The 13,049-nt window shown below is 50.9% G+C and carries 14 protein-coding genes; 11 read left to right on the top strand and 3 right to left on the bottom strand.

Annotated elements, in window-relative coordinates; all coding sequences use genetic code 11:
• Positions 1-121: 121 nt before the first annotated feature.
• The 11 genes from tsaB (at position 122) to rbr (ending at position 9,909) form a co-directional block, all read left to right on the top strand.
• Positions 122-811 (top strand): tRNA (adenosine(37)-N6)-threonylcarbamoyltransferase complex dimerization subunit type 1 TsaB, encoded by a 690-nt coding sequence (tsaB, locus tag I6E49_RS06545; RefSeq protein WP_235401160.1) that lies wholly within the window; start codon positions 122-124, stop codon positions 809-811.
• Between the two features lie 4 nt (positions 812-815).
• Positions 816-1,412, top strand: coding sequence for a DUF4290 domain-containing protein (locus I6E49_RS06540; protein WP_235401159.1), 597 nt, complete (start codon positions 816-818; stop codon positions 1,410-1,412).
• 51 nt (positions 1,413-1,463) lie between these two features.
• Positions 1,464-2,768: a UDP-N-acetylglucosamine 1-carboxyvinyltransferase gene (gene murA, locus I6E49_RS06535; protein ID WP_235401158.1), complete on the top strand. Its 1,305-nt coding sequence runs from the start codon at positions 1,464-1,466 to the stop codon at positions 2,766-2,768.
• A 31-nt stretch (positions 2,769-2,799) separates the two neighbouring features.
• On the top strand, positions 2,800-3,321 hold the full coding sequence (gene rimM, locus I6E49_RS06530) for a ribosome maturation factor RimM (RefSeq protein WP_235401157.1): 522 nt from the start codon (positions 2,800-2,802) through the stop codon (positions 3,319-3,321).
• 23 nt (positions 3,322-3,344) lie between these two features.
• Entirely contained in the window at positions 3,345-4,493 is a 1,149-nt protein-coding gene (locus tag I6E49_RS06525) for a 1-deoxy-D-xylulose-5-phosphate reductoisomerase (RefSeq protein ID WP_235401156.1), read from the top strand.
• Positions 4,494-4,530: 37 nt separating this feature from the next.
• Positions 4,531-5,907, top strand: coding sequence for an RIP metalloprotease RseP (rseP, locus tag I6E49_RS06520; protein ID WP_235401155.1), 1,377 nt, complete (start codon positions 4,531-4,533; stop codon positions 5,905-5,907).
• Positions 5,908-6,000: 93 nt separating this feature from the next.
• Positions 6,001-6,723 carry a Bax inhibitor-1/YccA family protein gene (locus tag I6E49_RS06515; protein WP_235401154.1) on the top strand — a complete coding sequence of 241 codons (723 nt, stop codon included), beginning with the start codon at positions 6,001-6,003 and terminating at the stop codon, positions 6,721-6,723.
• A gap of 30 nt (positions 6,724-6,753) precedes the next feature.
• On the top strand, positions 6,754-7,629 hold the full coding sequence (locus I6E49_RS06510; RefSeq protein ID WP_235401152.1) for a YicC/YloC family endoribonuclease: 876 nt from the start codon (positions 6,754-6,756) through the stop codon (positions 7,627-7,629).
• Positions 7,630-7,874: 245 nt separating this feature from the next.
• Entirely contained in the window at positions 7,875-8,438 is a 564-nt protein-coding gene (gene gmk / locus I6E49_RS06505; protein ID WP_235401150.1) for a guanylate kinase, read from the top strand.
• A gap of 233 nt (positions 8,439-8,671) precedes the next feature.
• Positions 8,672-9,265, top strand: a complete 594-nt coding sequence (nadD, locus tag I6E49_RS06500) for a nicotinate (nicotinamide) nucleotide adenylyltransferase (RefSeq protein ID WP_235401148.1) — start codon at positions 8,672-8,674, stop codon at positions 9,263-9,265.
• Between the two features lie 101 nt (positions 9,266-9,366).
• Complete coding sequence (gene rbr / locus I6E49_RS06495; protein ID WP_235401146.1) at positions 9,367-9,909, top strand: rubrerythrin; 543 nt, start codon at positions 9,367-9,369, stop codon at positions 9,907-9,909.
• Between the two features lie 100 nt (positions 9,910-10,009).
• On the opposite strand, the gene I6E49_RS06490 is transcribed toward rbr, so the two are convergent.
• From I6E49_RS06490 to I6E49_RS06480, 3 genes are all read right to left on the bottom strand, one after another.
• The gene (locus tag I6E49_RS06490) at positions 10,010-10,678 is read right to left on the bottom strand and encodes a NigD1/NigD2 family lipoprotein (RefSeq protein ID WP_235401144.1); all 669 of its coding nucleotides are present in this window, start codon (positions 10,676-10,678) and stop codon (positions 10,010-10,012) included.
• A 41-nt stretch (positions 10,679-10,719) separates the two neighbouring features.
• Positions 10,720-11,865, bottom strand: coding sequence for a 1-acyl-sn-glycerol-3-phosphate acyltransferase (locus tag I6E49_RS06485; RefSeq protein ID WP_235401142.1), 1,146 nt, complete (start codon positions 11,863-11,865; stop codon positions 10,720-10,722).
• Positions 11,866-12,033: 168 nt separating this feature from the next.
• The gene (locus tag I6E49_RS06480) at positions 12,034-13,035 is read right to left on the bottom strand and encodes a D-alanine--D-alanine ligase (RefSeq protein WP_235401140.1); all 1,002 of its coding nucleotides are present in this window, start codon (positions 13,033-13,035) and stop codon (positions 12,034-12,036) included.
• Between the last annotated feature and the right edge of the window lie 14 nt (positions 13,036-13,049).

Genomic DNA, 13,049 nt, shown 5'->3' with positions numbered 1-13,049 from the left:
TTTCACACACCAACAATATATATATGTATATTGAGGACACTGCTAACCGAGAGTGGCATATAGTTTTGTATTTGCAGCCACACGGTTAGGAGCAAAGTCCACGAAAGTAAAAAGTTTTAGCATGTCGTGTATTTTGAATATTGAAACGAGCACTGATGTGTGCTCAGTATCCGTCAGTCAGGACGGAGCATGTATTTTCTCCCAAGAAGACCACGATGGTCCCAACCATGCAGTGAAGCTCGGCACATTTGTCGACGAGGCATTGTCGTTTGCCGACAGCCACGCCATTCCGCTCGACGCAGTGGCCGTGAGCTGCGGTCCGGGCTCATACACAGGTCTGCGCATTGGCGCATCGATGGCCAAGGGCATTTGCTTCGGTCAGGACTTAAAGCTTATTGCCGTGCCTACACTCGAACTCATGGCTGTTCCGGTGCTTCTGCGCGAGGAGGTAGAGGAGGGCGCCTTGCTGTGTCCGATGATTGACGCACGCCGCATGGAGGTGTATTCGGCTGTGTACGACCGCGCACTGCACGAGGTGAGGGGCATACAGGCCGACGTGGTAGACGCCGATACATACCGCGAATATCTAGACCGCGGACCCGTATACTTCTTCGGCAACGGAGCCGAGAAGTGCATGGAGGTGATAAACCATCCCAATGCACGACTCATCAAGGGCGTAGAGCCGCTGGCAAAATGGATGTTCCCGATAGCCGAACGACGCATTGCTCAAGAGAAATACGAGGACGTGGCATACTTTGTTCCGTTCTATCTGAAGGACTTCGTGGCCCATCAGCCCAAGAAATTGTTATAGTAATATGAATATAAAAGGACTCGACTACAATACACAGCGCGAACGCCTCATACTGCCCGAATACGGACGTGAGGTGCAACAGATGGTAGACCACTGCGTGGCGCTGCCCAACCGCACCGACCGACAGCGTTGCGCCAACACCATCATTGCCGTTATGGAACGCATGATACCTCGTACTGGCGACGCCGAATCGTTCCGTCGCAAGCTGTGGGACCACCTGGCACTGATGAGCCAGTTCAAACTCGACATCGACTATCCCTTCGACATCAACGAGGCACGCTCAATGCTCGAGAAGCCAAAGCCCATACCCTACCCCATGCGCCGCATTCCGGTGCGCCACTACGGCGGACTGATGTTCGAAGTGTTCGACATGCTCAAGACAATGCCGCAAGGACCGGAACGCACCGAACTGATACGTCTCGTGGCAAACCAGATGAAACGCGACCTCGTACAGTGGGGACACGGTTCGAGCGACAACGAAAAGGTAGCGTCAGACTTGGCTGGATACACAGCCGGAAACGTACAGCTCGACCTCGACAACTTCAAGTTCGAACGCACACAAAACCGTACGCCCGAGCGCAAGCAGCGCCGCCGCAGATAAATATTCACACATACTCACACTCACACTCACTCTAACATCAAGACCATTGCTATGGAAACATTCATAATCGAGGGTGGACATACACTCAGCGGAACCATCACTCCGCAGGGAGCCAAAAACGAGGCACTTGAGGTGATTGCAGCTACGCTGCTCACCGACCAGCCGGTGCACATCACCAACATACCCGACATTCTCGACGTCAACAACCTTATCAAGTTGCTCGAAGAAATCGGTGTAAAGGTGACACACAACTCGCGCAACGACTATACATTCCAGGCCGATGACATCAACCTCGAATATCTCGACAGCGACGAGTATGTGCAGAAGTGTGCCGCTCTCAGAGGCAGCGTGCTGCTCATGGGACCACTCTTGGGACGATTCGGACACGCCGCTGTGGCAGAACCGGGCGGCGACAAGATAGGACGCCGACGTCTTGATACCCACTTTCTGGGATTCAAGAATCTCGGAGCCAAGTTTGTCAATGACGAGGAGCGCAAAGTGTTCAACATTGATGCGCAACATCTCAAGGGAGCATATATGCTGCTCGACGAGGCATCAGTGACCGGTACTGCCAATATCATTATGGCTGCCGTACTGGCAGAGGGCACTACTACCATATATAATGCCGCCTGCGAGCCCTATGTGCAGCAGTTGTGTCATCTGCTCAACGCCATGGGCGCCAACATTTCGGGCATAGCTTCCAACTTGATAACCATTGTCGGCGTAAAATCACTGCACGGTGCCGAGCACCGTATTCTTCCCGACATGATCGAGGTAGGCTCGTTCATCGGTATGGCTGCAATGGTGGGCGACGGCGTACGCATCAAGAATTGCGCCGTGCGCGAACTTGGCATCATTCCCGACGCATTCCGCCGACTGGGAGTCAAGATAAAGGTGGAGGGAGACGACCTCTTCATCCCGCGACAGCCACACTACATCGTCGAATCATTCATCGACGGTACAATCCTTACTTTGGCAGATGCGCCGTGGCCGGGACTTACTCCTGACCTCCTCTCGGTGCTCATCGTGGTGGCAACCCAGGCTCGTGGCTCGGTACTTGTACATCAGAAGATGTTCGAGAGCCGTCTGTTCTTCGTCGACAAACTCATCGACATGGGTGCCCAGATAATTCTGTGCGACCCACACAGATGCGTCATCGTAGGCCATGACCGCAAACGTCAGTTGCGCGCCCGCAGAATGACAAGCCCCGACATACGTGCCGGTATCGCTCTGCTCATCGCAGCAATGGGTGCCAAGGGCACAAGCCGCATCGACAACATTGCACAGATCGACCGTGGCTATGAAGACATCGAGGGCCGTCTCAACGCTCTGGGTGCCAAGATAAGAAGAGAGTAAGGCCGCAAGGAACAGCTCATTTGATAATAATATGATAAAGAAAGAAACTGTATATAAAATCGGACGCATAGGCAAACCGCACGGAGTGGACGGCGAAGTGTCGTTCCACTTCGATGACGACGTGTTCGACCGCACCGATGCCGATTATCTCATTCTCGACATGGACGGCATTCTCGTGCCGTTCTTCATGGACGAGTATAGATTCAAAACAGACGAAACGGCTCTTGTACGGTTTGAAGATGTGACCACACAGGACAAGGCCCGCACCCTGACCGGATGCGATGTGTACTTTCCACGCGAACATAGCGATTCTGATTCCGACTCGCTTTCGTGGGCTGCCATAGTGGGCTTTCATGTGGTGGATGCATCCTCGGGCAAGACGGTGGGCGAGATTCACTCCGTAGACGACTCTACCATCAACACGCTCTTCGAACTTGTCACTGCCAATGGCGACGACATCCTCATCCCGGCAAGCGACGAACTGATTACCAACGTTGACACCGAGCACAGACAGTTAACAATGCAGCTGCCCGAAGGCTTGCTGGATATATAAACGCCTCAACTGATAATAGAGATATGAAAAAACAAATTTGCATCCTCGGCTCTACCGGTTCGATCGGCACTCAGGCCCTGGACGTAATCAAGCAACACCCCGACCGTTACGAGGCGTACTGCCTCACGGCCAACAACCAATATATGAAGCTGGCTGAACAGGCCCGCGAATTCCGACCTGCGGCTGTAGTCATAGCCAACGAGCAGCACTACGAGGCTCTCAAAGCACTGTTGGCAGACTGCCCGGAGGTGAAGGTTTATGCCGGAGCGAAGGCTCTTGACGAGATTGTAGAGGCCCAGCCCATCGACATGGTACTCACCGCCATGGTGGGATATGCCGGACTGTCGCCTACAATACACGCCATAAAGGCTCGCAAGACCATCTGCCTTGCCAATAAGGAGACATTGGTCGTTGCTGGCGAACTGATTTGTCAGCTGGCAAATGAATATCGTGTCAATATCCTGCCGGTAGACAGCGAGCACTCAGCCATATTCCAGAGTCTGGTGGGCGAGGGAAGAAACGAAATCGACAAGATATTGCTTACAGCTTCGGGCGGTCCCTTCCGCAAGTTCACTCTCGAACAAATGCGCGACGTTAAGGCTGCCGACGCGCTGAAACATCCTACTTGGGACATGGGCGCAAAGATTACCATCGACTCAGCTTCGATGATGAACAAGGGCTTTGAGGTGATAGAAGCAAAGTGGTTGTTCGGTGTCAGCGCCGACCGCATACAAGTTCTCGTTCACCCGCAATCTATCGTTCACAGCGCAGTACAGTTCAGCGACGGTGCCGTCAAGGCTCAACTGGGTGTGCCCGACATGCGTCTGCCCATACAGTATGCATTCTCTTACCCCGACCGATTGCCACTGAATGGCGACCGACTCGACCTGTTCAAGCAGCCACTTGAATTCTTCGAGCCAGATATGGAGAAGTTCCGCTGTCTGCAGATGGCTTACGAGGCAATCAATCAGGGTGGCAACATGCCGTGTATCGTCAATGCCGCCAACGAGATAGTAAACGAAGCGTTCCGTCACGACCGTTGCGGATTCCTGCAGATGGGCGAGATTATCGAGGCTACAATGCAGAAGGCTACGTTCATAGCACGTCCTACATACGACGACTATGTAGCATCGGACGCCGAGGCACGCCGCATTGCAAGTGCAATGCTGTAATATTCAAACAATAATAATCATTACGAATCAATAATTAATGGAAATTTTCCTTATCAAATTGCTGCAGTTCATGCTGGCAATATCTATCCTTGTGCTGCTCCATGAGGGCGGACACTTCTTCTTCTCAAAGCTCTTCGGCGTAAGAGTTGAGAAGTTCTTCCTGTTCTTCGACCCTTGGTTTCACCTCTTCCAGTTCAAGCCTCGCAAGAGCGACACTACATATGGTATAGGCTGGTTGCCTCTGGGTGGCTACTGCAAGATAGCGGGTATGATCGACGAATCGTTCGATACAGACCAGATGCAGAAGCCTGCCGAGCCTTGGGAGTTCCGTTCGAAGCCCGCATGGCAGCGTCTGCTGATTATGATCGGTGGCGTATTGGTCAACTTCCTGCTTGCTTTGTTCCTCTACGCAATGTGTCTCTTCACCTGGGGCGACGACTATGTGAAGCCTAAGGACATGCCGCTCGGCATGAAGTTCAACAAAGAAGCCAAGGCTCTCGGATTCCAGGACCGCGACATTCTTGTAGGAACCGACCAGGGCGAGTTCAAGAAATTCGGTGCTGACATGTTCCGCGACATGGCAACAGCACACGAGGCTTACGTCATTCGTGACGGAAAGCAGGTGAGCATAGATATGCCAGGCGACCTCGACTTGCTCAATATGTTCAAGTCGACACCTCCATTCATGACCCAGTTCATCGAAGCTCGCGTCGACAGCGTGCTTTCAGGCTCGCTGGCTGAGCATATGGGATTCCGCAAGGGCGACATCATCACATCGCTCAACGGCAAGCGCATCGAATCGTTCAACGACTTCCAGTATGAAGTGGGACGCATTGACGACGTGCTCGATTATGCCAAGACACATCAAGACAGCCTCAAGGCGCTGACCGTTACAGTCACTCTGGCTCGCCAGGCAGGCGAACAGACATGCACACTGACACGCAAGGGCGTGCTCAAGGATGACTTGAAGTTCGGATATATGCCACAGTTGCCAGCCGACAAGGTGACACACATCGAATACGGATTCTTCGAGAGCTTCCCGGCAGGCATAAAGTACGGATGCAACGTGCTCTCTGGATACGTCGGCGATATGAAATACATCTTCTCAGCCGAGGGTGCCAAGTCGCTCGGAGGATTCGGTGCCATAGGCAGCATGTTCCCCGACGTATGGAACTGGCATAAGTTCTGGCTCATGACAGCATTCCTCAGCATCATCCTCGCATTCATGAACATACTACCGATTCCGGCTCTTGACGGCGGACACGTGCTGTTCCTGCTCTACGAGATGATAACACGCCGCAAACCGTCGGAGAACTTCATGATACGCGCCGAATACATCGGCATAGGCATACTGATGCTGCTTATGATTGTAGCCAACCTCAACGACGTGCTGAGGTGGATTGGCATAATGTAATGTTTCGGCACGCTATTTGCCAAATATATGGTAGGGCACACGCCCAACACCATATATTTATAATAAAAGTACAAACCAATTAAGACAACAATTATGAAACAAGAAAACTGGTACGACGTTGACTCGCTGCGCAACAAAGATTACGCTATGTCCACAGCTTTCCCCGCACTTATGCGCAAAGTATTCGTGTGGATGACACTCGCACTTGCTATAACGGGCCTCACAGCCTACGGCGTGGCTACATCGCCTGCAATTCTGTCGCTGATATTCTCAAGCAAGGTGACCTTCTTCGGACTTATCATAGCCGAGTTTGCCCTCGTATTCGCCATCAGCGGTGCCATCAACCGCCTGTCGTTGTCGACAGCTACAATGCTGTTCATACTCTATTCGGTGATTAACGGTGCTACACTTTCGTCGATATTCTTCGCCTTCTCGGTGGCAACCATCAGCAAGGTGTTCTTCATCACAGCCGGAACATTCGGTGCAATGGCGCTCGTCGGTTATACCACAAAGACCGACCTCACCTCAATGGGTAAGCTTCTGTTTATGGCTTTGTTGGGCATCATCATTGCCTCAGTAGTCAATATGTTCGTGGCAAGCAGTGGTCTCGACCTCATATTGAGCTACGTTGGCGTGCTCGTATTCGTTGGTCTCACCGCTTACGACACCCAGAAGATCAAGCAGATGTGCCAGGCAGCTCCCGACGCAGGCGAGAGTGCGCAGAAGCTTGCACTCATTGGAGCCTTGAGTCTTTATCTCGACTTCATCAACCTCTTCCTCTATCTGCTGCGCATATTCGGCAACAATCGTGACTAAACAACCCTCAGTTACACATATATAATAAATATGATACTATCAATGACTGGCTACGGCAAGTCTGTCGCAGTCTTTAACGGAAAGAAAATCAACGTTGAGATAAAGTCGCTCAACAGCAAGGCGCTTGATTTGTCCACTCGTATAGCACCGCTCTATCGCGAAAAGGAGATGGAAATACGACAGAACATACAGCAGCACTTGCTGCGCGGCAAGGTCGACTTTGCCATTTGGGTGGAGAAGGATGCCGATACCGACGCTACAAACATCAACACCGAACTGGCAAAGAACTACTGCCAGCAGATAAAGAACGTGGCAGAACAGTGCCAGATTCCGTTGCCTGCCGACTGGTTTGTGACACTTCTGCGTATGCCCGACATCATGTCGAAAGCCGAAACAGAAACGCTTACACCCGAGGAGTGGCAGGTGGCTAATGCCGCCATCAACGAAGCCATCGACCAGCTCGTTGCATTCCGCACACAGGAAGGCGCTGCGCTGGAGAAGAAATTCGGCGAAAAGATTGACAATATAGAGCAACTCCTGCTCAGCATCGAGCCATTCGAGAAGGCACGTGTTGAAAAAATACGCGCACGCATTGTCGATGGACTCAAGCAGATACCCGACGTAGAGTATGACAAGAACCGCCTTGAGCAGGAACTCATCTACTACATCGAGAAGCTTGACATCAGTGAGGAGAAGCAGCGTCTTGCCAATCACCTGCGATACTTCCGCGAGACAATGGCAGAAGGACACGGCCAGGGCAAGAAACTCGGATTTATCGCCCAGGAAATGGGTCGCGAAATCAACACAACCGGTTCGAAGAGCAACAACGCCGAGATGCAGAACATCGTCGTCAAGATGAAGGACGAACTGGAACAGATTAAGGAACAGGTGCTGAACGCACTATAAAGAATTTTGAGTTTTGAATTTTGAGTTTTGAATTGTTCTCGGCTTGCGCCTGCGATTTTGAATTATTGAGTTCTGAATTTTGATTTGTCATAATAATTCAAAATTGAATAATTCAAAAATCGGCCTTGGCCGACTAACTCAAAATTCAAAACTCAAAATTCAAAATTGCCGTAGGCAACAGCTCAAAACTCAAAATTCAAAATTGCCAACGGCAACAATTCAAAACTCAAAATTCAAAACTCCCTATGGGCAAACTCATAATATTCTCCGCTCCCAGTGGCAGCGGCAAGAGCACAATCATCAACCGACTGATGCAACACCCGGAGTTGCATCTGGCATTTTCGATATCATGCACATCACGTCAGCCACGTGGTACTGAGCAAAACGGTGTGGAGTACTTCTTCATCACTCCCGAAGAATTCCGTGAGCGCATAGCCCGCGACGAGTTCCTTGAATATGAAGAGGTGTATCAAGACCGCTTCTACGGAACGCTGAAGCAGCAAGTGGAAACGCAGGCTGCACGTGGCGAGAACGTAGTGTTCGACGTTGACGTAAAGGGCGGTTGCAACATCAAGCAGTATTATGGCGACCGCGCGCTGAGCATTTTCATACAGCCGCCATCTATCGAAGAACTGCGCCGCAGACTCACCGGACGCGCCACCGACGCTCCCGAAGTAATCGAGCAGCGCATCGAGCGTGCCACATTCGAGTTGTCGCAGGCATCCAAGTTCGACCGCATTGTCATCAACGACAATCTCGACAAGGCAGTAGATGAAACCCTTCAAATAGTGAAGGATTTCATCAAATAATCAATACGAAACTACCCTTGCTTTGCAAATGTACCCCTTTTGCATCGAAAATGTAGCCCTTTTACCTTGCAAATGTACCCCTTTTGCAAGGTAAAAGGGCTACATTTGTATTGTAAAAGGACTCCTTTTGAAAGGAAGAAGGACTCCTTTTGTTTTCCCGAGCGAATACACCTGCAAACCATCCCCTTAAAGTCTATAATATAAAGATTAAACCATCAATTCCAGAACAGACAATGAACAAGATAAAGACAGGCATCTACGGAGGTTCGTTCAACCCCATCCACAACGGTCATATAGCCATAGCACGCAAGATGATAGAGCTTGCCGGACTCGATGAAGTGTGGCTTATGGTGTCGCCACAAAACCCTCTGAAGCATTCAGCCGACCTGCTCGACGAGCAACTGCGCCTCGACATGACACGCATAGCGCTCGAACCATACCCCCAACTGAAGGCTTGCGACTACGAGTTTCACCTGCCACGCCCCTCGTATATGTGGCACACGCTGCAATCGCTTGCCAACGACTATCCCGAACGTGAGTTTACGCTGCTCATTGGGGCTGACAACTGGACTGTGTTCGACCGCTGGTATCACGCCGACGACATCATTGCCCACTACCCTATCGCCATTTATCCGCGCACCGGAAACCCCATTGATACCACCCAGCTGCCCGAAACGGTCAAAGTTTTCGACACCGGGCTGTACGATATGAGCTCGACGCTTGTGCGACAATACATCAGCGAGGGTAAAGACATTACATCACTCATTCCCAACAGGATAACAGCTATGGCACAAGAGTATTACAAATGCGATGCAAAAGGAAAATAATGATGTAACAAAAAAAACTTTGTAATTTTTACAACTTTTCTTTGCCGATTCAAATATAATTCGTATCTTTGCATCAGAAAACAAATAAATACAATAAAATTATGAAAGATCTCAAAGGAACAAAGACCGAGCGCAACCTCATGGAGGCATTTGCAGGCGAGTCACAGGCACGCAACAAATATACATTCTTCGCATCTAAGGCACGCAAGGAAGGCTACGAGCAGATAGCAGCACTCTTCGAGGAGACTGCACAGAACGAGAAGGAGCACGCCAAGATATGGTTCAAGTATCTCGAGGGCGGTGCCATCAAGGACACAATCTCTAACCTTAAGGCTGCTGCCGAGGGCGAGAACTTCGAGTGGACCGACATGTACGACCGTATGGCTAAGGAAGCCGACGAGGAAGGTTTTGCAGAGATTGCCGAGGCAATGCGTGGCGTTGGCGCTATCGAGAAGTACCACGAGGAGCGCTACCGCAAACTGTTGAAGAACGTAGAGGACGGAGTTGTATTCTCACGCGAGGGCGACTGCATCTGGCAGTGCCGCAACTGTGGCCACATCGTTGTCGGCAAGCAGGCTCCAAAGGTTTGTCCGGTGTGCAAGCATCCGCAAAGCTACTTCGAGCTTAAGGCTGAAAACTACTAATATTTCGATTTTCCACATAAAAGACAGGAGGCTATGGCGAGATGCCACAGCCTCCTTATTTTTTGTATTAGCGTAATGTCAAGACAGAGACACTACCTCATTATTTACAATCAAATGTCTTTATCACCTCACCATTGTATGTATTCACCGTGATGCTTACAGCGTCGACATCGCCCAAATCCTTAATGTCGATGCTTGCATAACGCTGCACGGTGTAATACTCGGGGACTCCGCCCTGGTCGTGATAAAGCTTAAGATGACGCATGCGCTTGCCATCATCGCCTTCAGTCGTGCCACAGTCGACAAGCCCGAGCGTCTGGACGGCATCCTCGCCGTCGGTCTTGCCAGCCTTCAGAAGCAACGACAGATTGATATATCCGCTCTTGGCAGTCCATACACTCTCAATGCCTACCGGGTCGGTGTGCATTTCCGTCACCTTATTCTTGTCTATCGGCCTAAGCACCGGCACTGCCGACACCGAACGAGCCTTCACCGTCTTGCTGCCGTCGGTTGCCACATCGTAGTAGAGCAGAGCACGATATATAGTGTCAGCCTTTGCCATCCACGACGTAGTGAACGGATTGCTGATGCTGAGCGTAGTGCCATTGTCAAGGTCGGCAGACGTAGCCGAGCGGTTGGACGCCGTATGCAGCACAGCCAATTCTGCCGTGAGATACGACAAACTGCCGTCGCCCGAGTCATAACCGTCGTGCTCGCACGATGCAAGCAAGGTGGCAGCCACAGCCATTAGTAATATTCTGATTTTCATCGGCAATAATGCTTCTCAATATGATTAACTTCGTCAGCCAACTACAGCAAGCTCATCTGGTTTCTGGCTGGATTGGCATACATCGTCAGCATGCGCTCGCGCAGGAAGCCGGCATCGGGGTTCGGCAACTGAATCTTAGCCATCTGACCTTGCAGATAAGCCTCAAAACGCTGACGGTCCTCGTCGGTGTAGCGGTCGGCATGGGCATTTGTGCCTTCGAGAAGGTCGAGAGCCACATAGTTGGACGGATAGAGTCGGTATCCACGCCATATGTCATGGTCGATATGTTCGGCAACAGCCTTATAGAAGTCGGCCTTGGGCATATCGTCGGGCAACTGCTCGAGCCACTCGTCGATGCACGGAGCGCAATGGTAATGAATGTGTCCCTTGAATCCCATTATGCCGGTCTGCATGCTGATGACATCGTCCATAGGTCCCTTCTTCCATCCCTCAACGTCGCGACGCAGCTGGAACTCCTGGGCCTTGAGGAAGTCGCAGGGGTCGAACTCGTAGCTGATGGCAAGCGGAACGATGTGCAGCGACAGCAGACGTTGCTTCACTGAGCCTTCGCCACCCATTGTCATCATCTTGAGAATAGCCTCCTGCGTGCGGTCGTTAGAGTCCTTGGCGCGACCCTCACGCTGTGCTATCCACACATTGTCGTGCTTTTCGTTGATGACAAAGTGCATGTAGTCCGAAAGTCGTTTGGACGATACAAGCATCTGACGCATTGACAGCGAGCGCTCCACGATAAACGACTTGTTGATGCGTACGATGTCCTTCACCCATGGCAACTTCAACAGGTTGTCGCCTATGGCAATCTCTGTTGTGGTGTCGCAACCTGCGTCAAACAGCAGTTTGTGCAACAGAGCCGAGTCGAGCACAATGTCACGGTGGTTGCTCACGAATGTGTAGCGACGTTTGAGGTCGATGTTCTGACAATCGAAGTCGATGCCGAGGCTTGCCTTAGACAGAAGATTGTGCAGAAAATCGTAGCAGAAAGCCTTCTGAAACTCAAGGTTTGTGCGACACTGGTGCATCTTCTGGCCTATCATTTCGACGGAAACTCCGGGATAGAGATAAGCCAACACCTGATTGAACTGCTCGTTCTGCAACAAGCGGTCAAACACTTCGGGCAACTCTTCCGGCTCAAACGGCCGGATAGCGTCAAATTGATGTATATCCATAGATGAGAGTTTTGAATTTTGAGTTTTGAATTTTGAATTGGTTGCCTTCGGCAATTTTGAGTTTTGAATTTTGAGTTTTGAATTTTGAGAATTCTAAATTCTCAATTGAACAATTCAACATCGGCGAAGCCGACCAATTCAAAACTCAAAATTCAAAACTCAAAATTCTTAAAACTGATTCTCCACTATGTCGGTCAACACTTCCTTTATGTCGAGTCCGGCAGCACGTACCTGCTGCGGAATGAAGCTTGTAGCGGTCATGCCAGGAGTAGTGTTGATTTCGATCATGTTGATGACATCATGGCCATCGGCACCCTTCGAGATGATATAGTCGATGCGGATGATGCCGTTGCAGTGCAGGATGTCGTATATACGGCTTGTCTCCTCAGCCACACGCTTGGCGGTTTCGGGAGCGATACGGGCTGGAGTGATTTCCTGCACCTGTCCGTTGTACTTGGCGTCGTAGTCGAAGAACTCGTTGCTTGTCACCACCTCAGTAGCCGGGAACACAACCGACTTGTCGCGAGTCTTGTAGCAACCGATTGAAATCTCGGTTCCCTTCATGAATGATTCGATCATCACCTCGTCGCATTCCATGAATGCCACGCGCAATGCCGGAGCCAGCTGGTCAGCATTCTTCACCTTCGACACACCGAAGCTTGATCCGTCGGCAGCCGGTTTTACGAAGCACGGCATACCGATTTCGCTCTCGATATATGCCTCGCTGTACTTGTTTTCATCGCCGCGGCGCAGCAACAGGCTCTTGGCCACGTTTACTCCCCAGCCGCGCAGATAATTATTGAGCACATACTTGTCGAAAGTCATAGCCTCAACAAGCACGCCTGATGTGCTGTATGGAATGTGCAGCAACTCAAAGTAGCCCTGCAGTACGCCATTCTCACCCGGTGTGCCGTGTATTGTGATGTAGGCATAATCGAAGACTACGGCCTTTCCGTTATGAACGAACGAGAAATCGTTCTTGTCGATAGTTGCCGTTGTGCCGTCTTGCAGGTCAACATGCCAGTCCAAGCCCTTCACATCGACGATATATACGTTATAACGTTCCTTGTCGAAGAAAGAGTACAATCCCTGCGCTGAGCGCATTGACACGTCATGTTCTGAAGAATCGCCGCCGCAAACGATGGCGATGTTGCGTTTAAGTGTTTCCATTATATATAATGTAT

Source organism: Leyella stercorea (genome assembly GCF_021531655.1).
Note: the sequence above shows the minus strand (reverse complement) of the source record. Positions and strands in the feature narration are given on the sequence as shown.

Bases quoted from the DNA above. Each gene is read 5' to 3' on its own strand.
- nadD (WP_235401148.1), top strand. From the start codon at position 8,672: ATGAACAAGATAAAGACAGGCATCTACGGAGGTTCGTTCAACCCCATC.
- tsaB (WP_235401160.1), top strand. From the start codon at position 122: ATGTCGTGTATTTTGAATATTGAAACGAGCACTGATGTGTGCTCAGTA.
- gmk (WP_235401150.1), top strand. From the start codon at position 7,875: ATGGGCAAACTCATAATATTCTCCGCTCCCAGTGGCAGCGGCAAGAGC.
- rbr (WP_235401146.1), top strand. From the start codon at position 9,367: ATGAAAGATCTCAAAGGAACAAAGACCGAGCGCAACCTCATGGAGGCA.
- I6E49_RS06480 (WP_235401140.1), bottom strand. From the start codon at position 13,035: ATGGAAACACTTAAACGCAACATCGCCATCGTTTGCGGCGGCGATTCT.
- I6E49_RS06485 (WP_235401142.1), bottom strand. From the start codon at position 11,865: ATGGATATACATCAATTTGACGCTATCCGGCCGTTTGAGCCGGAAGAG.
- murA (WP_235401158.1), top strand. From the start codon at position 1,464: ATGGAAACATTCATAATCGAGGGTGGACATACACTCAGCGGAACCATC.
- I6E49_RS06490 (WP_235401144.1), bottom strand. From the start codon at position 10,678: ATGAAAATCAGAATATTACTAATGGCTGTGGCTGCCACCTTGCTTGCA.
- rseP (WP_235401155.1), top strand. From the start codon at position 4,531: ATGGAAATTTTCCTTATCAAATTGCTGCAGTTCATGCTGGCAATATCT.
- I6E49_RS06525 (WP_235401156.1), top strand. From the start codon at position 3,345: ATGAAAAAACAAATTTGCATCCTCGGCTCTACCGGTTCGATCGGCACT.
- I6E49_RS06540 (WP_235401159.1), top strand. From the start codon at position 816: ATGAATATAAAAGGACTCGACTACAATACACAGCGCGAACGCCTCATA.
- I6E49_RS06510 (WP_235401152.1), top strand. From the start codon at position 6,754: ATGATACTATCAATGACTGGCTACGGCAAGTCTGTCGCAGTCTTTAAC.
- I6E49_RS06515 (WP_235401154.1), top strand. From the start codon at position 6,001: ATGAAACAAGAAAACTGGTACGACGTTGACTCGCTGCGCAACAAAGAT.
- rimM (WP_235401157.1), top strand. From the start codon at position 2,800: ATGATAAAGAAAGAAACTGTATATAAAATCGGACGCATAGGCAAACCG.